Source organism: Sphingomonas phoenicis, from assembly GCF_047238005.1.
GTDB lineage: Bacteria > Pseudomonadota > Alphaproteobacteria > Sphingomonadales > Sphingomonadaceae > Sphingomonas.
The window spans coordinates 537,367-560,587 of the sequence record NZ_JBDFMC010000002.1; the positions used below are offsets into that span (position 1 = coordinate 537,367).

Genomic DNA, 23,221 nt, shown 5'->3' on the forward strand with positions numbered 1-23,221 from the left:
CCTGTTGCTAGAAGGTCAGCCGCTCTGCAGAACGCCGCGGAACATCGGATCTTCCAGCGCGCGGCCGGTACCCAGTGCGACGCAGGTCAGCGGATCCTCGGCGACCGTCACCGGCAACCCGGTCTCGTCGCGCAACACCTCGTCCAGGCCTTGGAGCAGCGCACCGCCACCGGTCAGCACGATACCCTGGTCGACGATGTCGGCGGCGAGTTCCGGCGCGGTATTCTCCAGCGCCACACGGACGCCCTCGACGATCGTCGCCACCGGTTCGCTCAGCGCCTCGGCGACCTGACCCTGGTTGATCTGGATCTCCTTGGGTACGCCATTGACCAGATCGCGGCCCTTGATGTGGATGACTACGCCGATGCCGTCGATCGGCGGCTTGGCGCAGCCGACTTCCTTCTTGATCCGCTCGGCGGTGGCTTCGCCGATCAGCAGGTTGTGGTTGCGGCGGACATAGCTGACGATCGCCTCGTCCATCTTGTCGCCGCCGACGCGCACCGATGTCGTGTAGGCCAGGCCGCGCAGGGACAGCACCGCGACCTCGGTCGTGCCGCCGCCGATGTCGACCACCATGCTGCCGATCGGTTCGGTGACCGGCATATCCGCGCCGATCGCGGCTGCCATCGGCTCCTCGATCAGCCACACTTGGCTGGCACCCGCGTTCGAGGCGGCATCGCGGATCGCGCGTCGCTCCACCTTGGTCGATCCCGAGGGGACGCAGATCACGATCTCGGGCCAGCGCGCGAAGCGGCGGGGGCCATGCACCTTCTGGATGAAGTATTTGATCATCTGCTCGGCGACATCGATGTCGGCGATGACGCCGTCGCGCAGCGGACGGATCGCCTCGATCGTGCCCGGCGTCTTGCCCATCATCAGCTTGGCATCGTCGCCCACCGCCTTGACGCGCTTCACGCCGTTGATCGTCTCCACCGCCACGACCGACGGTTCGTTCAGGACGATACCGCGTCCACGGACATAGACGACGGTGTTCGCGGTGCCGAGGTCGATGGCCATGTCGTGCGACATGAATTTGAAGAAGCGGGGCAGGTGCATCGAGCGCAGGTCCAATCATGCGCCGCCGGCAGGCGGCAGCCGGTCGCAGGGCATCTCGCGGACCGCCACATGTTCATGAGCTGCCAGATATGGATTTCATGGTTAGCGGGGTCGCGGGACGGCTTGGCTTGGTCTAGAGCAACCGGCGTGTCAATACGCCGACTGCCCGAGCATCTGGTCAACCGCATCGCTGCCGGTGAAGTGGTCGAAAGGCCCGCCAGCGCGTTGAAGGAACTGGTCGAGAACGCGATCGACGCCGGCGCCACCCGCATCGCGGTGACGCTCTCGGCGGGCGGACTCGACCGGATCGGCGTCGCGGACGATGGTTGCGGCATGACCCCGGCCGACATGGCCATGGCGCTGGAGCGGCACTGCACGTCGAAGCTGCCGGACGAGGCGATCGAGGCGGTCGGCACGTTGGGGTTCCGGGGCGAGGCACTTCCCTCGATCGCCAGCGTCGCACGACTGACCCTGGAGAGCCGCCCGGCAGGTCTGGATGGCTGGCGCCGGGTCGTCGACAATGGCGCGCTGGTTGCGGAGGGCCCCGCCGCCCTGCCGCCGGGCACCCGCATCGTCGTCGCGGACCTGTTCGCCCGGGTCCCCGCCCGCCGCAAGTTCCTGCGCAGCGCGCGCGCCGAATATGCCGCTTGCCTCGATGCGGTCCGGCGGCTGGCGATGGCACGTCCGGATATCGGCTTCTCGGTCGAGCACGACGGCCGGCGGGTACTCACCGTGAACGAAGGCCAGGATCGGCCTGCGCGAGTCGCCGCGCTCACCGACCGCGCGCTTGCCGACAATGCCGTACCGATCGACTGGGTCCGCGACGCGATGGCGCTGGGCGGCGTCGCCGGCCTGCCGACCTTCCACCGGGGCGTGGCCGACCATCAGTACCTGTTCGTCAACGGCCGCCCGGTGAAGGACCGGCTGCTGATCGGCGCGATCCGCGGCGCCTATGCGGAGATGATGCCGCGCGACCGGCACGCCGTCGTCGCGCTGTTCCTCGATCTGCCCGGCAGCGACGTCGACGTGAACGTCCATCCCGCCAAGACCGAGGTACGCTTCCGCGACCCGGCGATGGTGCGCGGGCTGATCGTGTCGGGACTGCGGCGTGCGCTGGATGCCGCCGGCCACCGTTCGGTCCAGCGCCCGGGCGAGGAAGCCCTGTCCCGCTGGCAGGCCGAGCCGGTCGCCCCTGCGACTGCGGAGCCGGGCTGGTCCGCGCCCGTCGTCGATCCCCGCACCTCGCTGTTCGATCGTCGCGCCGGCTTCGCCGCGCCGCCCCCGCTCGGCCGGGCCGAGCCTGCCTGGGCACCGTCACCCGATCCTGCCGCCCATCCGCTTGGAGTAGCCCGTGGCCAGGTCGCCAAGACCTATGTGGTGGCGGAGGCGGAGGACGGGCTGGTCCTAGTCGACCAGCACGCCGCGCACGAGCGGCTGGTGCTGGAACGGATGCGCGCGGCGCTGGCCGGCGGGCGGGTCGCGAGCCAAGCGCTGCTGCTGCCCGAGGTCGTGGATCTCGACGAGTCGGCCTGCGATCGACTGGAATCTCGTGCTGCCGAACTGGCGGAATTCGGCCTGGATCTCGAACGCTTCGGTCCACGGGCGATGCTGGTGAGGGCGACGCCCGCCCTGCTCGGCCAGAGCGATCCGCGCGGGCTGGTCGCCGATCTGGCCGACGAGCTTGCCGCGTTCGATGAGGCGCTGTCGCTGCGCGAGCGGCTCGACCATGTCGCGGCGACGATGGCTTGCCACGGCTCGGTCCGCGCGGGTCGCGTGCTCTCGGTCAGCGAGATGAACGCGCTGTTGCGCGAGATGGAGGCGACGCCGCATTCCGGCCAGTGCAACCACGGCCGCCCCACCTGGGTGAAGCTGGCGCATGCGGATATCGAGCGGCTGTTCGGCCGTCGCTGAGGCTGCCTTGGGGCAGATCCGGATCGACCCACCGTTCACGTCGTGGCAACCTTTGACCGGCCGGATGCATTATAGGTGCAAAGGACCAATCAACCGTCGGGTGACGCGATGAAGCAGATATTTCCCGTTCTATTTGCCCTGATTCCCCTAGCCGCCGTCATCGGTGCGTGCGTGACCTGCCCCTGAAGACCATCGATCCAAGGCCGGCATAAAAAAGGCCGCCCGGTGTGATCCGGGCGGCCTTTTCGTTGCCGGTCAAGAAACCAGAGCCTCAGCCCTGGGTCTCTTCCTGCTGAACCTCGGCGGTGGCGCCGGGCTCGGCATTCGGATCGTAATCCTCGGTAAAGCCGGCTTCGTCACGCTCGAACATCGATGCCATGACATCGACACCCGACGCCTGCATCTCCGCTTCTTCCGGCGATCGGGCGACGTTGACCTTGACCGCGACCGACACCTCGGGGTGCAGTGCGACCTTCACCTCGTACACGCCGATCGACTTGATCGGCTTGTCGAGCACGACCTGCGACTTGGTGACCTTGTGGCCGGACGCTTCCAGCGCCTCCACCAGGTCGCGCACCGCGACCGAGCCGTACAGCTGGCCGGTGTTCGACGCCTGACGGATCAGGGTGACCGACGCGTCCTTGAACGAGCCGGCGTCCTTTTCCGCCTCGACGCGGCGGTTGGCGTTCTCCGACTCGATCCGCGCACGGTTCGATTCGAACACCTTCTTGTTGGCTTCGTTGGCGCGCAGCGCCTTCTTGCGGGGCAGCAGGAAGTTTCGGGCGAACCCGTCCTTCACCGTGACCACGTCGCCGATGACGCCGAGCTTCTCGACGCGCTCCAGCAGAATGACGTCCATGTCTGCGGACTCCTTACTTAACGACGTAGGGCAGCAGGCCCAGATGGCGGGCGCGCTTGATCGCCTGGGCCAGCTCGCGCTGCTTCTTGGCGCTCACCGAGGTGATGCGCGACGGCACGATCTTGCCCCGCTCGGACACGAAGCCCTGCAGCAGGCGGACGTCCTTGTAGTCGATCCGGGGAGCGTCCTTCGCGGAGAAGGGGCAGCTCTTGCGGCGGCGGAAAAACGGGCGAGCCATTATGCGGCCTCCTCTTCACGGTCACGACGGGGCGCACGATCGCCACGGTCAGGACGGTCGCCGCGCGGGCCACCGTCACGGCCGCCTTCGCGGTCGCCACGACGCTCGCGGTCGCGCTCCTGCTTACGCATCATCGCCGACGGGCCCTGCTCCAGCTCGTCGACCTTCACGGTCATGAAGCGGATAACGTCTTCGTTGATCTGGGTCTGGCGCTCCAGCTCGGCGACGACACCCGCGGGGGCGTCGATCTCGAGCATGACGTAATGCGCCTTGCGATTCTTGGCGATGCGGTACGCCAGCGAACGCAGGCCCCAGTTCTCGGTCTTCACGACCTTGCCCTGATTGTCCTCGATGATCTTGGTGGCGGCTTCCGCCAGCGCGTCCACCTGCGCCTGTGCCAGATCCTGGCGCGCAAGGAACACGTGCTCGTATAGAGCCATGTCTTACCTTCTATGTTGGCCGATCGCTGACGCCGCCCCATGCGGTCGCCCCTCCGGCTGTCTTCCACGTAGATCGCGGCCGATGGTCGATGCCATCCGCCCGCGAAGCCGCGCTCATACGGAATTATGGGTGAAAGGCAAGCCGCACATGTCCTGCGAACCGCTTGTCATTGCCGCGACGGGGCAATAGTCCGCGCCGCTTGGATTGCGAGAGGATTGCCCATGCGTGCGTTCATCTTTCCCGGCCAGGGGAGCCAGGCCGTCGGCATGGGTGCGGCGCTCGCCGCCGCCAGCCCGGCCGCTCGCGAGGTCTTCGGCGAGGTCGACGAGGCGCTGGGCCAGAACCTGTTCCGGCTGATGGCGGAAGGGCCGGCCGACGACCTGCAGCTGACCGAGAATGCCCAGCCCGCGATCATGGCGAACGCGATCGCCACGCTCGCGGTGCTGGAACGCGAAGGCGGCGTGCGGCTGGCCGACAAGGTCGACTACGTCGCCGGCCACTCGCTGGGCGAATATACCGCGCTGAAGGCCGCGGGCACCTTCGATCTCGCCACCGCCGCACGGCTGCTGAAGCTGCGCGGCCGGGCGATGCAGGCCGCGGTGCCGGTGGGTGAGGGGGCGATGGCCGCCCTGCTCGGCGCGGATCTGGAGAAGGCACAGGTCATCGCCGGCGCGGCGGTCGACGCCATCCTGGCGGAGGGCGGCCCGGAACTGGTCTGCACCGTCGCCAACGACAATGATCCGTCGCAGGTCGTCATCTCGGGCCACCGCGCCGCCGTGGAGAAGGCGGTATCGCTCGCGAAGGAACTGGGCGCGAAGCGGGCGGTGCTGCTGCCCGTGTCGGCGCCGTTCCACTGCCCGTTGATGGAAAGCGCGGCGCAGGCGATGGAGAACGCGCTTCTCGACGCCAGCCTGTCCGCCCCGCTCGTACCCGTCTATGCCAATGTCGATGCCGCGCCGATCGCCGATCCGGGCGCGATCCGCGTGGCGCTGGTCCGGCAGGTCACCGGCATGGTCCGCTGGCGCGAATCGGTGCTGGCGATGACGCAGGCGGGCGTCACCGATTTCGTCGAGTTCGGCGGCAAGGTGCTCGCGCCCATGGTCAAGCGCATCGCCCCCGACGCGAATGCTACCAGCGTCGTGACGATGGACGATATCGAGGCGCTGCTGAAAACGCTGTGATGCCGCCCCGGCGGGAACGATCGATTGGAGAATAGCATGTTCGACCTTACCGGCATGACCGGCCTCGTCACCGGCGCGTCCGGCGGAATCGGTTCCGCCATCGCCCGCGCTCTGGCGGGGCAAGGGGCCCGCCTTGCGCTGTCGGGCTCCAATGCCGCCAAGCTGGACGAATTCCGCAGCGGCCTCGGCGGCAAGCACGTCGCCCTCGTCTGCGACCTGTCCGATGGTGCCGCTGTCGACGCCCTCGTTCCGCAAGCGGTCGAGCAGCTCGGCACGCTCGACATCCTCGTCAACAATGCCGGCGTCACCCGCGACAATCTGGCGATGCGGATGAAGGACGACGAGTGGGATCAGGTGATCCGGGTCAATCTCGAGGCCGCGTTCCGGCTGGCGCGGGCGGCGGCGCGACCGATGATGAAGGCACGTTTCGGCCGGATCGTGTCGATCACCTCGGTCGTCGGGCAGACCGGCAATCCCGGCCAGGCCAACTATGCCGCGTCGAAGGCGGGCGTGGTCGGCATGTCGAAGGCCTTGGCCCAGGAACTCGCCAGCCGCGGCATCACCGTCAACTGCGTCGCCCCCGGCTTCATCCGCTCGGCGATGACCGACGTCCTGCCGGAAGCGCAGAAGGCGACACTGACCGCCCGCATTCCGGCAGGCGATCTTGGCACCGGTGAGGATATCGGCGCCGCCGTGACCTACCTTGCCAGTCGCGAGGCGGGATACGTCACCGGGCAGACGATCCACGTCAACGGCGGCATGGCGATGGTGTGAAGCTTCGCGGCGCCGTGGATGCTTCCGGCCAGCGGCGAGTTGCTTTGGCCAGGGGATCGGTTACGGTAACGCAATCACCTGCCGGGAGGATCGCGATGCCACGCTGGATGATCGCCGTACGGGGCGTCGGATTGATGTTCGCGGTGCCGGCGGCGATGTTCACCATGTTGAGCCTCGCTACCGACCTGCTGGCAATCCAGGGATCGAACCGTTGGGCAGATACGGCGCTGATCTGCTGCGCTTGTGCGACACTGCTGCTGTTGAACGCCGCATTGCTGTCATCGGCCGCCGGGCTGGGCATGGTACGTCTGGTTATTGCCGACGTCATCCTGGCCCCATCTGTGGCGCTGTTGTCCTATATGGGATCCGTCGATCCGGTGGCCTTATTCCTTGCCCTTCCGCTCCTTGCAGGCGTCATCGTGATGCTAGGGGTGTCGTCCTGCCCGTTGCGGCGGTTTGCAAGGGCACACTGACCGGCTACACGCGGCGGACGAGGGGCCGTCGGCGCAGCGATGGGGCATTCCGGCGCACGCTTGCCCTTGTCAGGCGGCCAACCCCGTTCTACCTGCGTTCAGCAATTCTTAAATCTACCCCAATCCGAAAGAGGGACTACCATGAGCGAGACCGCCGACCGCGTGAAGAAGATCGTCGTCGAGCATCTCGGCGTCGAGGCCGACAAGGTGACCGAGGACGCCAGCTTCATCGATGATCTGGGCGCAGACAGCCTCGACATCGTCGAGCTCGTCATGGCGTTCGAGGAAGAGTTCGGGGTCGAGATTCCCGACGATGCCGCCGAGAAGATCACGACCGTGAAGGACGCGATCACCTATATCGACGAGCACAAGTCGTAAGGCCATCCGATTGCCCCTTTCCAGGGCCCGGATTTGAACGGCTCCCCGTCCCCTGACCAAGAGGGCGGGGAGCCGTTTCGTTATAGAAGAATGGAGTAGAGGGTATGCGGCGTGTCGTCGTGACCGGTTTGGGCCTCGTGACGCCGCTCGGCGCGGACGTCGAGACGGCTTGGGCGAACATCATCGCGAGCAAGTCGGGCGCGGGGCCGATTACCCGCTTCGACGCATCCGGGCAGAAGTGCCGGATCGCGTGCGAGGTGAAGCCTGCCGACCATCCTTACGGGTTCGATCCGGGCAAGCGCGTCGATCACAAGATCCAGCGCCAGGTCGATCCCTTCATCATCTTCGGCATCGATGCGGCCGGCCAGGCGCTCGAGGACGCCGGCCTGCTCGAGATGACCGAGGCGGAGCGGTTCCGCGCCGGCTGCTCGATCGGGTCGGGCATCGGCGGGTTGCCCGGCATCGCCAGCGAATCGCTGGTGTGCGAGAACAAGGGGCCGACCCGTGTCTCGCCGCATTTCGTCCATGGCCGCCTCATCAACCTGATCTCGGGCCAGGTTTCGATCAAGTACGGGCTGATGGGCCCGAATCACGCGGTCGTCACCGCCTGTTCGACCGGTGCGCACTCGATCGGCGATGCGGCGCGGATGATCGCGATGGACGATGCAGACGTAATGCTGGCGGGCGGCGCGGAGGGCGCGATCTGCCCGCTCGGCATCGCCGGCTTCGCACAGGCCAAGGCGCTGTCGATGCGCAACGGCGAGCCGGAGCGCGCCAGCCGACCCTATGACAAGGACCGCGACGGCTTCGTCATGGGCGAGGGTGCGGGCGTCGTCGTGCTCGAGGAATATGAGCGCGCGAAGGCACGCGGCGCGAAGATCTATGCCGAGGTGATCGGTTACGGTCTGTCGGGCGACGCGTATCACGTCACCGCACCGCATCCCGAAGGATCGGGGGCGTTCCGCTCGATGGAGATGGCGATGCGCAAGAGCGGGCTCTCGCTGTCCGACATCGACTATATCAACGCGCACGGCACCTCCACCCCGCTCGGCGACGAGCTGGAGCTGGGCGCCGTCCGCCGGCTGTTCGGCAACGACATCGGCAGCCTGTCGATGTCGTCGACCAAGTCCGCGATCGGCCATCTGCTGGGTGGCGCGGGAGCAGTGGAGAGCATCTTCTGCATCCTGGCGATGCGCGACCAGATCGTCCCGCCGACGCTGAACCTCGACAATCCCAGCGACAATTGCGTCGGGGTAGACCTCGTCCCGCACACCGCCAAGAAGCGGCAGGTGAAGGCCATCCTGAACAACTCGTTCGGGTTCGGCGGCACCAACGCGTCGCTGGTCATGCGCGCACTCTGATCGAACAGGCAGGACGGGGCTGATCCATGCGGAAACTCGGTTGCCTTGTCCTGCTGATCGCGGCGGCGCTGGTGGGTGCGGTCGTCGCGGCGAACATGTGGGCCGGATCCGGCCCTGCGCCGCGCCCGATCGCCGTCGTCGTGCCCGAGGGGGCCAGCCTGGCCCGCGCGGCGACTGAACTGGAAAAGGCCGGTGCGATCGGCTCCGCCTCCCGCTTCCGGCTGCTCGCTCGCGTGTTCGGCGGCGGCGGATCGATCAAGGCGGGCGAGTACGAGATCCCCGCCGGGGCCAGCGCCAAGGACATCCTCGCCCTGCTCGAGACCGGCAAGGTCCGCCAGCGGTTCGTCGCCGTGCCGGAAGGATTGCCGTCGGTGATGGTCCACGACGCGCTGGCGAAAGCCGACGGCCTGACCGGCACGGCCGCCGTCCCGGCGGAGGGCAGCGTGCTGCCGGACAGCTACGCCTATCAGCGCGGCGACACCCGCGCCGCGGTGCTGGCCCGCATGCAGTCGGCGATGCGCGACTATCTCGCCGCCGCCTGGGCGAAGCGGAAGCCCGGCATCGCGGTATCCACGCCGGAACAGGCGATCGTGCTGGCATCGATCGTCGAGAAGGAAACCGGCAAGCCGGCGGAGCGCCGCACGGTCGCCGCGGTATACGGCAATCGTCTGCGCCTCGGCATGCCGCTGCAGGCGGATCCGACCGTGATCTATCCCATCACGCGTGGCCGCCCACTCGGACGGCGCATCCTGCGATCGGAACTGCAGGCAAAGAACGGGTACAACACCTACGCCTCGCCGGGATTGCCGGTCGGCCCGATCGCCAATCCCGGCCGCGCATCGATCGATGCGGTCCTCGATCCGGCATCGTCGCGGGCGCTCTACTTCGTCGCGGACGGGACCGGTGGACACGTGTTCGCCGACACGCTGGAACAGCATAACGCCAACGTCGCCAGGTGGTACGCTCTGCGCCGCTCGCGCGGCGAGATGTAGGGCACCGACACCTCGCGACGAAAAGCACGCGCGCAAGGCACTTCTGCAACGAAGCGTACACACGCCCGCAACATGGCGGCGCTATTGGGGTCGGGCAGGGGTATCGCACGATGCCAAGGGCCGCCATCATGATCGACACCGACGCTTTCGCCTATGCCGCCCGACGGTCGCAGCAGGAGGCGATCGCCGCCATCAACGCGGCCAGCACGCGGGTGGCACGCGCGCACGCAACGTTGGCGACACTGCACGCGGCGAGAGCCGCAGCGGTGATGCGCCACCGGTAAGTTCAGCGATGGCGCCGGATCGCCAGCCGACGATCCGGCTGGTTACCGCCGCATCGCCGCCGCCGACCGGGCCTTCGCCTCGACCTCGGCCAGCGTGCCGCCCGTCACCCAGCTGCCGCCGACGCACTCGACCGGACCGAAGGCCAGCCAATCCGGGGCGGACGCCTCGGTGATCCCGCCGGTCGGGCAGAACCGGCACTGATAGAAGGGCGCGGCGAGCGCCTTCAGCGCCTTCAGCCCGCCCGATGTCTCTGCCGGGAAGAACTTGAACGCGGTCAGCCCCAGATCCAGCCCCCGCATGATGTCGCCCGCCGTGGCGATCCCCGGCAGATAGGGGACGCCCGACCGGACGATCCGTTCGCCCAGACCCTGCGAAAGCCCCGGCGACACGATGAACTCGGCGCCCGCCGCGGTGACCTGCTCGAACTGCTCGACGGACACCACGGTACCCGCCCCGACGATCGCGCCGTCGACCTTCTTCATCTCGGCGATGGCGTCCAGAGCGGCGGGCGTGCGCATCGTCACTTCCAGCACGCGCAGGCCGCCGGCGACCAGCGCCTCCGCCAGCGACCGGGCGGTGGTCGCGTCGTCGATGACCAGCACCGGGATGACCGCACTGGTGCGCATGATGTCGAGAATGTCGGTCATCGGGCATGTTCCTGGGCAAAGGCGGCCGCGGCGCCGAACAGGCCCGGCTGCGGGTGGGTGATCAGCTTGACGGGCATCGCCGCCATCATCGACTGGAAACGTCCCTTGGCGACGAAGCGCTGGTCGAAGCCCGACCGCAGCAGCTTGTCCTTGATGCGCAGGCCCAGCCCTCCGGCGATCACGACCCCCATCGCGCCCTGCGCCAGCGCGAGATCGCCCGCGACCGCGCCCAGCGCCAGGCAGAAGCGATCAAGCGCCGCCAGCGCGATTGAGTCGGTGCCCTCCAGCGCCTCCTGCCAGATCGTCTTGTCATCGCGGCTCGGCACCGCGCGCCCCTCCATCTCGGCCAGCGTCTCGTAGATCGCGATGATTCCGGGTCCGGCGACCACGCGCTCGGCCGATACCCGCGTGAACGTCCGCCGCAGCCGCCGCAGGATGTGATCCTCGATCGAATCGAGCGGGGCGTAATCCATATGCCCGCCCTCGGTCGGCAGCACATGATATTCGCCGTCGGACTTGAACACCTGCGCCACGCCCAGCCCGGTGCCCGGGCCGCAGACGGTGGTGATCCCCTTTGCCGGCAGCGGGGTATCCGGCCCGCACAGGTGCACGAAGTCGGCTTCCGGCAACTGCGCCACCGCATGGCCGACGGCGCCGAAATCGTTGATGATCGTGTACGTCTCCGCGCCCAGCCGCTCCGGGATCAGCGAGGGCCGGATCACCCATGGATTGTTGGTCAGGCGGATGACGTCGCCGGTAATTGGCGACGCGACGGAGATCGCCGCGGCACGGGGCAGGGGGGCGCCATGCTGCGCCTCGAAAGCCTGCCACGCCGTCTGCAACGACGCATGCTCGGCGGTCTTCTGCGTGCAGACCTCGCCCAGCGACACGACCCGGCGGTTCGCCACCTCCGCCACGGCGAAGCGTGCATGGGTGCCGCCGATATCCACCGCCACGACCTGCATCATCCTGTCCTCTTCCTCGATTGTCGGTCGTAATCTCGTTACGCGTCGGGGGTGTCTGACTTTACAGCCCGGCCCCTGCCAGCATGGCGGAAGCGCCCTTTTCCGCCTCGTCCGCCAGTCCGCGGAACATGCCGAACAGCTCGCGACCCATGCCGCTGACCGCCGGCGGCGTCGCGATCGGCTTGCGCGCGTTCCACTCCGCCGGATCGACCAGCGCCTCCAGCGTTCCGGACACCGCATCCACCCGGATCAGGTCGCCGTCGCGGATCCGGCCGATCGCGCCGCCGCCCAGTGCCTCGGGCGAGCAGTGGATCGCACACGGCACCTTGCCGCTCGCCCCGGACATGCGGCCATCGGTGACCAGCGCCACCTTGAATCCGCGGTTCTGCAGCACGCCCAGCGGCGGCGTCAGCTTGTGCAGCTCCGGCATGCCGTTCGCGCGCGGCCCCTGGAACCGGACGACGACGACCATGTCGCCCTCCAGCTGCCCCGCCTTGAACGCCTCCAGCACGTCGAGCTGGTCGTCGAACACCCGCGCCGGCGCCTCGATCACCCAGCGCTCGCGCTCGACCGCGGATACCTTGATGCAGGCGCGCCCGATATTGCCGGTCAGGATGCGCATGCCGCCATCCGCCGAGAAGGGCGCGGCGGCCGGGCGCAGGATCGTCTCGTCGCCGCTGTCGCCGACGGGCTCCCATTGCAGCCGCTCGTCCGCGATCACCGGCTTCTCGGCGAACGCGCCCAGATCGCCGCCGGCGATCGTCATGATGTCGCGGTGCAGGTGCCTGCTGCCGAGCAGCTCGCGGATGACATAGGGCATGCCGCCGGCCGCCTCGAATGCGTTCACGTCGGCCGATCCGTTCGGATAGACGCGCGCGATCAGCGGCACCGCCGCCGACAGCCGGTCGAAATCCTCCCAGTCGATCACGATCCCCGCCGCCCGCGCGATCGCCGGCACATGCAGCAGGTGGTTGGTCGACCCCCCCGTTGCCAGCAGGCCGACGGCGGCGTTCACGATCGCCTTCTCGTCGACGCACAGGCCCAGCGGCCGGTAATCGTCACCGCGGCCGCCGATCTCGCTCAGCCGGTGGACCGCCGCCCGGGTCAGTTCCTGGCGCAGCTTGGTACCCGGATTGACGAAGGCGGCGCCGGGCATGTGCAACCCCATCACCTCCATCATCATCTGGTTGGTGTTGGCCGTGCCATAGAAGGTGCAGGTGCCCTTGGTGTGATACGCGGCGATCTCCGCTTCCAGCAGCTCCTCGCGCCCGCAATCCCCCTCGGCGAAGCGCTCGCGCACCGCCGCCTTGGCCTTGTTGGGCAGGCCGGACGGCATCGGCCCGCCGGGGATCAGCACCATCGGCAGGTGCCCGAAGCGCAGCGCGCCCATCAGCAGGCCCGGCACGATCTTGTCGCAGATGCCGAGCAGCGCCGCACCCTCGAACGTGCCGTGGCTGAGCGCGATGGCAGTCGACAGCGCGATCGTGTCGCGGCTGAACAGCGACAATTCCATGCCCGGATAACCCTGGGTCACGCCGTCGCACATCGCCGGCACGCCGCCCGCCACCTGCGCGGTCGCGCCTGCCTCGCGCGCCCAGACCTTCATCAGCTCGGGATAGCGGTAATACACGGCATGCGCCGACAGCATGTCGTTATAGGCCGTCACGATGCCGATGTTCATGCCGGCATCGCGCTTCAGAGCGTCGCGGTCCTCGTCCGTCCCGGCATAGGCGTGCGCGATGTTGGCGCAGCCCATCGCCGGACGCCGGATCGCCGCCGCCCGCTCGCGCTCGATCAGGTCGAGATAGGCGCGGCGGGTCGGGCGCGAACGCTCGACGATGCGATCGGTGACGGCAAGGACGGCAGGGTTCATCAGGGGGCCCAGTGGATATCGATCGGCAGTTCCACGTCCGCCAGGACGCGCCCGATCGGGTAGGAAGACGAGGGGCCCTGCTCGATGGCCCGCTCCAGCACCTGTCGCTTGGCGTCGCCGGTCACGGCGATCATCAGCGCCTTGGCCGAGGCGATCGACGCACGCGACAGGGTGACCCGCGCCACCGGCGCCTCGGGCGGCAGCGGATCGGGCATCACGCCCAGCGCGCGCCGCTCCTTGGGCCCGTTCAGCGCCTCGTCGAAATCGGGACCGGGGAAGATCGAGGCGGTATGCCCGTCGCCGCCCACGCCCAGCAGGCAGAAGTCGAGCGGCCAGTGCAGGTCCTGGCACAGCGCGTCGGCGGAGCGACCGGCCGCCTTGTAGTCGGGCACCGCCTGCGGCACGATCGGCATCACCCGCGCACCCTTGGGCAGGAAGATCTTGGCGAGCGCGGTGACGTTCGACAGCGCATCGCCCAGCGGCACCACCCGCTCGTCGGTCGGGATGATAGTGACCTTCTTCCAGTCGAGCTTGGCCTTGGCCAGCTTCTCATAGGCGGGGAAGGGCGTCTTGCCGCCGGCCAGCGCGATCACCGCGGAGCCGCGAGCGTCCAGCGCGCTCTCGATGACGAACTGGATGTCGCCCGCGACGGCATCGGCCAGCTCGCCGGCGTCGTCATAATCCCACCATTCGATTTCGGTCGTCATCACTCTCTCCGGATAGTCACGCTAGGCGAACATCGCGCCGCAGGCGACAGGCATACGTATGGTGGAAGGGCCCGCCCGTCACACCCGGGCAGGTCGCGTCTGGAACGGCATCTGGTCGGCAGAAACGACGATCAATCGTCCTGCCAGCTTACCCCGTCCCGTTCGGTCAGCGCGATCGCGGCAGACGGTCCCCAGGCGCCGGAAGGATAGCTTTTCGGCTTGGTGTCGTTCGCCACCCAGCCGGCGCGGATCGCGTCGATCCACTTCCACTGCGCCTCCACCTCGTCGCGGCGCACGAACAGCGTCTGGTCGCCCTCGATCAGGTCGAGCAGCAGCCGTTCATAGGCGATGCGCCGCCGGCTGCCGGCGAACTCGGCATCCATCGACAGGTTCAGCGGCACCTCGCGCAGGCGCACGCCGTCGCGGTCCAGGCCCGGTTCCTTGGCCATTACCAGCAGCTGGATATATTCTTCCGGCTGCAGGCGGATGATGAGCATGTTCGGCTGGAGCAGCCCCCCGCGACCCGCGAACATCGAATGCGGCACCGCCTTGAACTGGATCGCGATCTCCGACCGGCGCGTCGCCATCCGCTTGCCGGTGCGCAGGTAGAAGGGCACGCCCTGCCACCGCCAGTTGTCGATATGCGCCTTGATCGCGACGAACGTCTCGGTCGTCGACGGCCGGCCCAGCTCCTCGGCATAGCTCTTGACGAACTTGCCCCCGACCGCCCCGTCGCCATACTGGCCGGTGACGGTGTTATTCGGCACCTCCTCCGGCTTCAGCAGGCGCAGGCTGCGGAAAACCTTCGACTTCTCGTCGCGCACGTCGGCGCCGTCGAAATGTGCCGGCGGCTCCATCGCGACCAGCGCGAGCAGCTGGAGGATATGGTTCTGCACCATGTCGCGCAGCGCGCCGGCACTCTCGTAATAGCCGGCGCGCTCTTCCAGGCCGACCGTCTCCGCGATCGTGATCTGGACGTTGTCGATTCCTTGCGCATTCCACACCGGCTCGAAGAACGAGTTGCCGAAGCGCAGCGCCAGGATGTTCTGGACCGTCTCCTTGCCCAGATAATGGTCGATCCGGAAGATCCGCTCCTCCGGAAAGGCGCGCGCGACTGCATCGTTGATCTCACGGCTGCTCGCCAGATCATATCCCAGCGGCTTCTCCAGCCCGACCCGGACGGTTTCGCCCGCCAGCCCGACTGAGGCCAGTCCCTCGATCGCCTGTTCGAACAGCGACGGCGCCGTCGACAGGTAAATGGCCAGCCCGCCGCCGATATCGCCGATCTTGTCCGCCAGCGGCCGGAACGCGGCCGGGTTCGACAGGTCGGTCGGCTGGTAACGCAGCCGGTCGAGGAACGACCCGATCGCCCCTTCGTCCTTGCGGTCGGCCGGCAGGAACTCGTCGAGCGCCTTCTTCGCGAACCCGCGATACGCCTCGTCGTCATAATCGTGCCGCGCGGCGCCGGTGATGGTCAGCTCGTCGGGCAGCAAGCCGTCGGCGTGGAGGCCGTAGAGCGAGGGCAGCAGCATCCGCTGCGCCAGATCGCCGGTCGCGCCGAACAGCAGCAACTTGGCCACGGGATCGCGGTGCATGCCAGTCCTTTCAGATGACGAGGCCGGCGAGCGGATCGAGCCCGGCCATGATGTTCAGGTTCTGGACCGCGGCACCGCCGGCGCCCTTGCCCAGATTGTCGAGCGTGGCGATCAGCCGCAACTGCCCGGTCACCGGGTTCGAGAACAGGTGCAGGGTCATGCGATCGGTTCCCGCATCGTCCTCGATCGACAGCGTCGCGATCTCGTCGTGCGACACGCGCACCAGCCCGCCGGCGGGATACGCCTCGCGCAGGATGGTATCCACGTCGCCGGGCGTCGTGCCGGCCGCGAACTGCGCCAGGTGCAGCGGCACCTCGACGACCATCCCGCGATACGTGCTCGCCACCGCCGGCTGGAAGATCGGGCCATGCTGCAGGCCGGCATGGACCGTCATTTCGGGCACGTGCTTGTGCGACAGGGACAGCGCGTAGGGGCGGAACGCCGAACCCGCTCCGCCCTCGAACTCGGCGATCATCGCCTTGCCGCCACCCGAATAGCCCGACGTCGCATTGACGCCGAGCCGTGCGTCGGCCGGCAGCACGCCCGCGCGGACCAGCGGCCTGACCAGCGCCAGGAAGCCGGTGGGGTAGCAGCCCGGATTGGCCACGAACCGCGCCGCGGCGATGCGCTCCGACTGTCCCGGATCCAGCTCGGCGAAGCCATAGGCCCAGCCCGGCGCCGTCCGATGCGCCGTCGACGCATCCACCACCCGCGTCCGCCCGTTGCGGATCAGCGACACCGCCTCGCGCGCGGCATCGTCGGGCAGGCACAGGATGACGAAGTCGGCATCGTTCAGCGCTTCGGCGCGCGCCGCCGCATCCTTCCGCCGGGCCTCGTCGATGACGATCTGCGTGATGTCGTCGCGGCCGGCCAGCCGCTCGCGGATCTCCAGCCCCGTCGTACCCGCGCCGCCGTCGATGAAGACCGAGACGGTCATGCGTCCGCCGCTCCCAGCGCCGCGGCCGGCACGTACCCGACCAGGCCGAGCGACGGCGCCACGCCCCAGGCGGTATCGCCGATCAGGTCGAGCAGCTCGAACGAATCCCCCACGGACAGCGTCGCCAGCACCTCCGACGCCGGCTCGCGCGCGGCCCGAAGCGGCGACGCGGTCGTCAGCCGGTGGGGAACATGCGCGGCATAGTGCGGCGCGAACACCTGGTCGGCCAGCCGCACGTCGGCCAGATCTGGGCGGACGGCGTTGGTCCGGGGATCGAGCGTGACCGAACGCCCGGCCAGCGCGAACGACTTACGCGACGGCGTGTGCGCGGGCGGGCTGGGGGCCGACGGCGCCATCGCCGATGAAATGCCCGAACTCTTCAAGAAACTCTGCCCCTTCGGAAGTACGCGCCACGAAGATGTTGCGCTTGTCCGCGTCGTCGCGCTGACGGCGCAGATAGCCGAGCGCCCCTAGCCTGTTCAAGGCGCGCGTGACGACGGGCTTCGATACGTTCAACGCACGCGCCAAACCGCGCACGGTATGGGGGCCGGGTTTCAGGTAGACGAGGAGCAGCAGCGCCATCTGCCGGTTCGTCAGATCTGGCTCGCCCGACCGGACATAATCGACCAGGGCGGTCATCCAGATCGACAGCGAATGGGGATCGGCAGTAGCCACGTTGTTGCGCTTCCGTCGGTCGCTTCACCCATCGGGAGAATGGGTTTCGTTACGTCGGCATAACGCCCGGGAAGCGGCAGGTTTCCGTCCTGATTAACCCTTTGTGCGAGCGACTCGCGAGAAGACGGGGCACGGCCCGAGTTGATCGCGGCGACCGCCTCGCCTATGTGCGCCCCGCTATCCTCGATTAACGGAATTGCCCCGGCCCATGTTTGCCTTCCTGCTCGTCGTCCACGCCATCATCGCCGCCGCTCTGGTGACGGTGATCCTGATGCAGCGGTCGGAAGGGGGCGGGCTGACCACCGGCGGCAGCCCCTCGGGCCTGATGTCCGCCCGCGGCGCGGCCAATTTCCTCAGCCGGGCGACGGCGGTGCTCGCCGGTACCTTCATCGCCTTCTCGATCGTCCTCGCCTTTGTGGCGGCCGGTCATCGCGGTACCCAGTCGATCGACACCTCGCTGGCGCGCAGCGTTCCGGCACCGAAGCAGGATGCCGTTCCGAACACGCCCGCCGACGGTCCGGTGACCACCGGCGCCGGCGTTCCCGCGTCGGTCGGTCCGGGCAGCCCGGCCGACAATTCGTCGGTCCCGCTCGCCAACTGATCTCGCTTCATCGCAAACATCCCTCACCCTGCGACGATGATCGCGGGGCGAAGGGGTGTTGCGGCTTGTCCTTCCTCCCCCATCCAAGCTAGGCGACTCCTCCCATGGCGCGGTATATCTTCATCACCGGCGGCGTGGTCTCGTCGCTCGGCAAGGGCCTCATGGCGGCCTCCCTCGCGGCTCTGTTGCAGGCACGCGGCTACCGCGTCCGCATCCGCAAGTTCGATCCCTATCTGAACGTCGATCCCGGTACGATGAGCCCGTACCAGCACGGCGAGGTCTATGTGACCGACGACGGGGCGGAGACCGACCTCGATCTCGGTCATTACGAGCGTTTCACCGGGGTTGCGGCGCACCAGTCGGACAACGTCACCTCGGGCCGCATCTATCAGACCATCATCCAGCGTGAGCGGCGCGGCGACTATCTGGGTGCGACGGTTCAGGTCATCCCGCACGTCACCGACGCGATCAAGGCGTTCGCGATGGCGGACACCGACGATCTCGATTTCGTCCTGTGCGAGATCGGCGGGACCGTCGGCGACATCGAATCGCTGCCCTTCATCGAGGCGATCCGCCAGCTGAAGAACGAGATGGGCCGCGGCCAGTCCATCTCGATCCACGTCACGCTGGTCCCCTACATCGCCGCGGCCGGCGAGCTGAAGACCAAGCCGACCCAGCACTCGGTCCGCGAACTGGCCGCGCTCGGCGTCGCGCCCGACGTGCTGGTCTGCCGGTGCGAGCATCCGTTGCCGGTCAGCGAGCGTGCCAAGATCGCGCTGTTCTGCAACGTCCCCGCCTCCGCGGTGATCCCGGCCCTCGACGCGAAGAGCATCTACGCGGTGCCGCTGCAATATCATGCCGAGGGTCTCGATTCGGAGGTCATGCGCGCCTTCGGCGTCGAACCGGGCGTCGCGCCCGACCTGTCGCGCTGGACCGAGATCGTCGACCGCCTGACCAATCCGGAAGGGGAGGTCACGATCGGCGTGGTCGGCAAATATGTCGGGCTGCAGGACGCGTACAAGTCGCTGAACGAGGCGCTGGTCCATGGCGGCATCGCCAATCGGGTGAAGGTCAACGTCCGCTGGATCGATGCCGAGCTGTTCGAGGGCGACGACGACGGCAAGATCGCCGCGCAGCTGGAGCCGTGTCACGCGATCCTCGTCCCCGGCGCCTTCGGCGAGCGCGGTGCGGAGGGCAAGATCAAGTCGGTCCGCTTCGCCCGCGAGCATCGCGTGCCCTATTTCGGCATCTGCTTCGGAATGCAGATGGCCTGTATCGAGGGTGCGCGCGACCTGGCCGGGATCAATGCCGCTTCCTCGACCGAGTTCGGTCCGACGCCGGAGCCCGTGGTCGGCCTCATCACCGAGTGGATGGGCCGCGACGGTCTGGAGAAGCGCGAGGAGCAGGGCGATCTAGGCGGCACCATGCGCCTCGGCGCCTATGAGGCGCGGCTGGACGGCAACAGCGTCGTCTCGTCGATCTACGGCGGCACCAGCATCTCCGAGCGGCATCGCCATCGGTACGAGGTGAACACCAACTACAAGGAACGGCTGGAGCAGGGGGGGCTGGTCTTCAGCGGCATGTCGCCCGACGGCACCTTGCCCGAGATCGTCGAGCGCCCGGATCATCCCTGGTTCGTCGGGGTTCAATTCCATCCGGAACTGAAGTCGAAGCCGTTCGACCCCCATCCCCTGTTCGCCAGCTTCATCCAGGCCGCCGTGCGGCAGAGCCGCCTCGTTTGACGACCCCGGGCGCCGCATGCCGGCGCCCGTCCTGTCCTACAGCGCCGGTTCCCTGTAGGGGCGTCGCCAGCTGTTTGACATCGCTGCACTTCATGCTCCCGGCACGCCGCCGCGGAAACATGTTCTTGGCCTTACCTTAGCCTTACCTTCCGATCCGCGGTCGGGATCGCCGGCCGCTCAACCGGCAAGAAAAAAGCGCCCGGGCCTTGCGGCCCGGACGCCCCACAGCGCCTGGAAAAGGGAGCAACAGGCGCCGAGCTGTTAGGCCGCCTGCGCCGCGTCGGCGGCAGGCTGCGCATCGACCGCGGCGAGCGGAGCGCCCGTCTTGATCGCGATGCTCTTCGGCTTCATCGCCTCGGGCACCTCGCGCACCAGCTCGATCACGAGCAGGCCATCGTTCAGCCGCGCATCCTCGACGAACACGAAGTCGGCGAGTTCGAAGCGCCGCTCGAACGAGCGATTGGCGATCCCGACATGGAGGAAGTTGGCGTTCGCCGCCTTGTCGTCCTTCTTGCCGGTGACGAGCAGCAAATTCTGCTGCGCGGTGATCTCGATCTCGTCGCGGCTGAAGCCGGCCACCGCCAGGGTGATCCGGTAACGGTCGTCCGCGATCCGCTCGAGGTTGAAGGGGGGATAATTCTCGGCCGACGACGCACGGGCGTTCGTCTCGAGAAGGTCGAACAGCCGATCGAAACCGATGGTCGAACGGCGATAGGGGGTAAGGTCGAGTCGCATATCAAAACCTCCGACAGAAGCGAGTTGACGATCGATGCCCACCAACCGGTGCGGCATCCGATGCGCGGCCCGGAAGCGGCGCCGCGCATCGTCAATCTGGGTTTTTCACCATGACTTTCAAGGGCTCCGGCAGCCGCCATCGCGCGGCGTGAAGCTGCGCTACGTCGCGCGAAAGACCTGCCTTGTTGATCGCCCACCAAAACAGTGGAGTTTAGCGTCAACGAGAAAAAGGGAGCTCCCGAATGACGATGACGCTTGCGCTGCTGATCGCGGCCCAGATCGCCGCTGCGGCCGATCCGGCGGAACAGGGCGCCACGCCGACTGCCCCGGTCGCGACCGCCGATCAGGAAACCGGCGACGACACCCGCACCGGCGGCACGATCAGCGCGGTCAGCAGCGACATCGTCGTCACCGCCCGCCGGCGGGCCGAACAGGCGCAGGACGTGCCCATCCCGCTGTCGGTCATCGGCGTGAAGGAGCTGGACAATACCGGCAGCTTCAACATCGGCCGGCTCCAGCAGCTGCAGCCGACGCTGCAATTCTACTCGACCAATCCGCGCAATTCGTCGGTCAACATCCGCGGCCTCGGCGCCCCGCTCGGCCTGACCAACGACGGCATCGACCAGGGGGTCGGCGTCTATATCGATCAGGTCTATCTCAGCCGGGTCGCGGTCGCCACGCTCGACTTCCTCGACGTCGCCCAGATCGAAACGCTGCGCGGTCCGCAGGGAACGCTCTACGGCAAGAACACCGTCGCCGGCGCGATCAACATCACCAGCAAGGCGCCCAGCTTCGACCTTGAGGGGCGTGCGGAGGTGACGCTGGGCAATCTGGAGTTCAAGCAGGCCAAGGCGTCCATCTCCGGCCCGCTCGCCGACGACGTTGCCATCCGTCTCGGCGTGGTCACCACCAGCCGGCGCGGCACGATCTTCAACGTGCGCAGTGGCAACTACGTCAACGAACAGGACAATCTCGGCATCCGCACCGCGATCCTGTACAAGCCGACCGACGATCTCAGCTTCACCCTGTCGGGCGACTACAGCCGCCAGAACCCCGAATGCTGCGCCCAGATCTTCGTGCGCGTCGGCGCCACGCAGCGCCCGCTCAACCGCCAGTTCGATGCCCTCGCCAGAGCGCAGGGGTACGAGCCGCCCAGCCGCAACCCTTTCGACCGGCTGACCGATCTGGATGCCGACCTGAACGCCCGCAACGTCCTGGGCGGCCTGTCTCTGCGCGGCGAGTACCAGCTGGGTTCGGGCACGCTGACCTCGGTCACGGCATGGCGCTTCTGGGACTGGCTGCCCGCCAACGATCGCGACTTCACCGGCCTGCCGATCACGACCCTGTCCCAGAACCCCACCCGGCAGGACCAGTATACCCAGGAATTCCGCTACGCCGGCGGCGGACAGCGGCTCGACTATGTCGTCGGCCTGTTCGGCTTCTACCAGGACATCCACACCACCGGCACCCAGCGTCAGGGTCCGGCGGCCAGCCGCTGGCTGATCAACCCGTCCAGCGCGCTGGCGAACGATCCCACGGTTCTGGACGGGCTGACCGCCAGCAACGACATCCGCCTCAAGAACTTCTCGGGCGCGGTATTCGGCAAGCTGAACTGGAAGGTGTCGGACCGCTTCACCCTGTCGCCGGGCGCGCGCCTCAACTATGACGACAAGGTCGGCAGCTATGTCAGCATCGTCCGCGATGCGCAGGGCAATCTCGTCCCCTATTCGGGCGGCACCGCCCGCCAGGCAGCGCAGCGCGATGCGATCCAGCCCCAGGCCTTCAATGACGAGGCGTTCCGTGAATGGAACGTCACCTACGACCTGACCGCCTCGTACAAGCCGTCGCGCGACCTGATGATCTTCGGCACCTATGCCCACACCTTCAAGTCCGGCGGGCTCAACCTGAACGGCGTGCCCGTCGTCAACGGCGTGGTGCAGACCCAGCTGGCGCAGATCGCCCCGGAAAAGGTCGATCACTTTGAGCTCGGCGTGAAATCGCAGTTCTGGGATCGCCGGATCACCCTGAACCTCGCCGGCTTCTGGACCGAGATCAAGGACTACCAGGCAGTCGTCAACAACAGCTCGACCTCCACGCTGCGCGGCTATCTCGCCAATGCGGGCAAGGTCCGGGTGAGGGGTGTCGAGGGCGACTTCGCGGTCCGGCCCAGCGAGCGGCTGAACCTGTACGTCAACGCCGCCTTCACCGACCATGAATATGTGGACTTCCGCAACGCTCCGTGCCCGCCGGAACTGTCGGGCGGCGGCACGCCCACGGCCGCCAATCCGTCGATCGGCGCACCCGGTGCGCCGGGCACCAACAGCCCGATCGTCTGCGACATCTCGGGCCAGTGGCTGCCCGGCATCTCGCGCTTCGCGGTGTCCTATGGCGGCGAGTACAACCTGCCTGCCCGCGTGCTGGGAAAGCCGGGCCAGGCCTATCTCGGGGTGGACGCCAATTCGCGTACCAAGTTCTCGTCGAACGCCTCGCGCTCGATCTACACCGATGTCGACGGATACACGCTGACCAACGCCCGTGCCGGGTTCCGGACCGATTCGGGCGTCAATGTCTTCGCCTGGGTCCGCAACCTGTTCGACACGCGCTATTACGAGGTGCTCGCGACGACACCGGGCAATACCGGCCTGATCGCCGGCAATGTCGGCGATCCGCGCACCTATGGCGTGACGCTGTCGTCCAGCTTCTGATCGGTCATGTCCGGTTAAGCCCCGTCCAATGAAAAGGGCGGGGTGCCGACGGCGGGTCGCAGTGTGGAAGCTCCCGTCCCGCCGCCGGCA

At 67.7% G+C, this 23,221-nt stretch carries 24 protein-coding genes; 11 read left to right on the top strand and 13 right to left on the bottom strand.

All coding sequences use genetic code 11. The features are described 5' to 3' along the window. Window positions 1–15 precede the first annotated feature (15 nt). A complete protein-coding gene (locus ABC319_RS03540; protein WP_413071596.1) occupies window positions 16–1,056 on the bottom strand; it encodes a rod shape-determining protein in 1,041 nt (346 codons plus the stop codon). A 147-nt stretch (window positions 1,057–1,203) separates the two neighbouring features. On the opposite strand from ABC319_RS03540, the gene mutL reads away from it, so the two are divergent. Then, window positions 1,204–2,967 (top strand): DNA mismatch repair endonuclease MutL, encoded by a 1,764-nt coding sequence (gene mutL, locus ABC319_RS03545; protein WP_413068911.1) that lies wholly within the window; start codon window positions 1,204–1,206, stop codon window positions 2,965–2,967. A gap of 271 nt (window positions 2,968–3,238) precedes the next feature. Here mutL and rplI read toward each other — a convergent pair whose 3' ends face one another. The 3 genes from rplI to rpsF are packed head-to-tail and all read right to left on the bottom strand — an operon-like array spanning window position 3,239 to window position 4,504. Further along, window positions 3,239–3,826 carry a 50S ribosomal protein L9 gene (gene rplI, locus ABC319_RS03550; protein ID WP_413068912.1) on the bottom strand — a complete coding sequence of 196 codons (588 nt, stop codon included), beginning with the start codon at window positions 3,824–3,826 and terminating at the stop codon, window positions 3,239–3,241. A 13-nt stretch (window positions 3,827–3,839) separates the two neighbouring features. Then, the gene (rpsR, locus tag ABC319_RS03555) at window positions 3,840–4,064 is read right to left on the bottom strand and encodes a 30S ribosomal protein S18 (RefSeq protein ID WP_007403456.1); all 225 of its coding nucleotides are present in this window, start codon (window positions 4,062–4,064) and stop codon (window positions 3,840–3,842) included. Further along, window positions 4,064–4,504 (bottom strand): 30S ribosomal protein S6, encoded by a 441-nt coding sequence (rpsF, locus tag ABC319_RS03560; RefSeq protein ID WP_413068913.1) that lies wholly within the window; start codon window positions 4,502–4,504, stop codon window positions 4,064–4,066. Before rpsF ends, rpsR begins: the two co-directional genes overlap by 1 nt. A 222-nt stretch (window positions 4,505–4,726) precedes the next feature. Here rpsF and fabD point away from each other — a divergent pair, with 222 nt between their 5' ends. The 7 genes from fabD (at window position 4,727) to ABC319_RS03595 (ending at window position 9,948) form a co-directional block, all read left to right on the top strand. Beyond that, window positions 4,727–5,686 carry an ACP S-malonyltransferase gene (gene fabD / locus ABC319_RS03565; protein WP_413068914.1) on the top strand — a complete coding sequence of 320 codons (960 nt, stop codon included), beginning with the start codon at window positions 4,727–4,729 and terminating at the stop codon, window positions 5,684–5,686. A 36-nt stretch (window positions 5,687–5,722) separates the two neighbouring features. Continuing rightward, window positions 5,723–6,460 carry a 3-oxoacyl-[acyl-carrier-protein] reductase gene (fabG, locus tag ABC319_RS03570; RefSeq protein ID WP_413068915.1) on the top strand — a complete coding sequence of 246 codons (738 nt, stop codon included), beginning with the start codon at window positions 5,723–5,725 and terminating at the stop codon, window positions 6,458–6,460. 95 nt (window positions 6,461–6,555) lie between these two features. Next, entirely contained in the window at window positions 6,556–6,933 is a 378-nt protein-coding gene (locus ABC319_RS03575; protein ID WP_413068916.1) for a hypothetical protein, read from the top strand. A gap of 141 nt (window positions 6,934–7,074) precedes the next feature. After that, window positions 7,075–7,311: an acyl carrier protein gene (locus ABC319_RS03580; protein ID WP_055843503.1), complete on the top strand. Its 237-nt coding sequence runs from the start codon at window positions 7,075–7,077 to the stop codon at window positions 7,309–7,311. Window positions 7,312–7,415: 104 nt separating this feature from the next. Continuing rightward, window positions 7,416–8,672 carry a beta-ketoacyl-ACP synthase II gene (gene fabF, locus ABC319_RS03585; protein WP_413068917.1) on the top strand — a complete coding sequence of 419 codons (1,257 nt, stop codon included), beginning with the start codon at window positions 7,416–7,418 and terminating at the stop codon, window positions 8,670–8,672. Window positions 8,673–8,698: 26 nt separating this feature from the next. Beyond that, window positions 8,699–9,664, top strand: a complete 966-nt coding sequence (gene mltG / locus ABC319_RS03590) for an endolytic transglycosylase MltG (RefSeq protein WP_413068918.1) — start codon at window positions 8,699–8,701, stop codon at window positions 9,662–9,664. Window positions 9,665–9,792: 128 nt separating this feature from the next. After that, the gene (locus ABC319_RS03595; protein WP_413068919.1) at window positions 9,793–9,948 is read left to right on the top strand and encodes a hypothetical protein; all 156 of its coding nucleotides are present in this window, start codon (window positions 9,793–9,795) and stop codon (window positions 9,946–9,948) included. A 42-nt stretch (window positions 9,949–9,990) separates the two neighbouring features. On the opposite strand, the gene eda is transcribed toward ABC319_RS03595, so the two are convergent. The 8 genes from eda to ABC319_RS03635 form a co-directional block, all read right to left on the bottom strand. Then, complete coding sequence (eda, locus tag ABC319_RS03600) at window positions 9,991–10,596, bottom strand: bifunctional 4-hydroxy-2-oxoglutarate aldolase/2-dehydro-3-deoxy-phosphogluconate aldolase (RefSeq protein ID WP_413068920.1); 606 nt, start codon at window positions 10,594–10,596, stop codon at window positions 9,991–9,993. After that, on the bottom strand, window positions 10,593–11,561 hold the full coding sequence (gene glk, locus ABC319_RS03605) for a glucokinase (protein WP_413071597.1): 969 nt from the start codon (window positions 11,559–11,561) through the stop codon (window positions 10,593–10,595). The genes eda and glk overlap by 4 nt, the downstream gene beginning before the upstream one ends. 61 nt (window positions 11,562–11,622) lie before the next feature. Further along, window positions 11,623–13,434 (bottom strand): phosphogluconate dehydratase, encoded by a 1,812-nt coding sequence (gene edd / locus ABC319_RS03610; RefSeq protein WP_413068921.1) that lies wholly within the window; start codon window positions 13,432–13,434, stop codon window positions 11,623–11,625. Continuing rightward, window positions 13,434–14,141, bottom strand: a complete 708-nt coding sequence (gene pgl / locus ABC319_RS03615) for a 6-phosphogluconolactonase (protein ID WP_413068922.1) — start codon at window positions 14,139–14,141, stop codon at window positions 13,434–13,436. The genes edd and pgl overlap by 1 nt, the downstream gene beginning before the upstream one ends. 131 nt (window positions 14,142–14,272) lie before the next feature. After that, a complete protein-coding gene (zwf, locus tag ABC319_RS03620) occupies window positions 14,273–15,736 on the bottom strand; it encodes a glucose-6-phosphate dehydrogenase (protein ID WP_413068923.1) in 1,464 nt (487 codons plus the stop codon). A 10-nt stretch (window positions 15,737–15,746) separates the two neighbouring features. Next, entirely contained in the window at window positions 15,747–16,673 is a 927-nt protein-coding gene (argC, locus tag ABC319_RS03625; RefSeq protein WP_413068924.1) for an N-acetyl-gamma-glutamyl-phosphate reductase, read from the bottom strand. Next, window positions 16,670–17,056, bottom strand: coding sequence for an SH3 domain-containing protein (locus ABC319_RS03630; protein ID WP_413068925.1), 387 nt, complete (start codon window positions 17,054–17,056; stop codon window positions 16,670–16,672). The genes argC and ABC319_RS03630 overlap by 4 nt, the downstream gene beginning before the upstream one ends. Then, window positions 16,983–17,312, bottom strand: coding sequence for a MarR family transcriptional regulator (locus tag ABC319_RS03635; protein WP_413071598.1), 330 nt, complete (start codon window positions 17,310–17,312; stop codon window positions 16,983–16,985). Before ABC319_RS03635 ends, ABC319_RS03630 begins: the two co-directional genes overlap by 74 nt. Before the next feature lie 244 nt (window positions 17,313–17,556). Here ABC319_RS03635 and secG point away from each other — a divergent pair, with 244 nt between their 5' ends. Further along, complete coding sequence (secG, locus tag ABC319_RS03640; protein ID WP_413068926.1) at window positions 17,557–17,949, top strand: preprotein translocase subunit SecG; 393 nt, start codon at window positions 17,557–17,559, stop codon at window positions 17,947–17,949. Between the two features lie 104 nt (window positions 17,950–18,053). Then, window positions 18,054–19,691 (top strand): CTP synthase, encoded by a 1,638-nt coding sequence (gene pyrG / locus ABC319_RS03645; protein WP_413068927.1) that lies wholly within the window; start codon window positions 18,054–18,056, stop codon window positions 19,689–19,691. A gap of 261 nt (window positions 19,692–19,952) precedes the next feature. Here the strand turns inward: pyrG and ABC319_RS03650 are convergent, their stop codons facing one another. Continuing rightward, window positions 19,953–20,426 carry an Hsp20 family protein gene (locus ABC319_RS03650; protein WP_413068928.1) on the bottom strand — a complete coding sequence of 158 codons (474 nt, stop codon included), beginning with the start codon at window positions 20,424–20,426 and terminating at the stop codon, window positions 19,953–19,955. A gap of 248 nt (window positions 20,427–20,674) precedes the next feature. Between ABC319_RS03650 and ABC319_RS03655 the strand changes: the two genes are divergently transcribed. Then, window positions 20,675–23,131: a TonB-dependent receptor gene (locus ABC319_RS03655; protein ID WP_413071599.1), complete on the top strand. Its 2,457-nt coding sequence runs from the start codon at window positions 20,675–20,677 to the stop codon at window positions 23,129–23,131. Window positions 23,132–23,221: the final 90 nt, after the last annotated feature.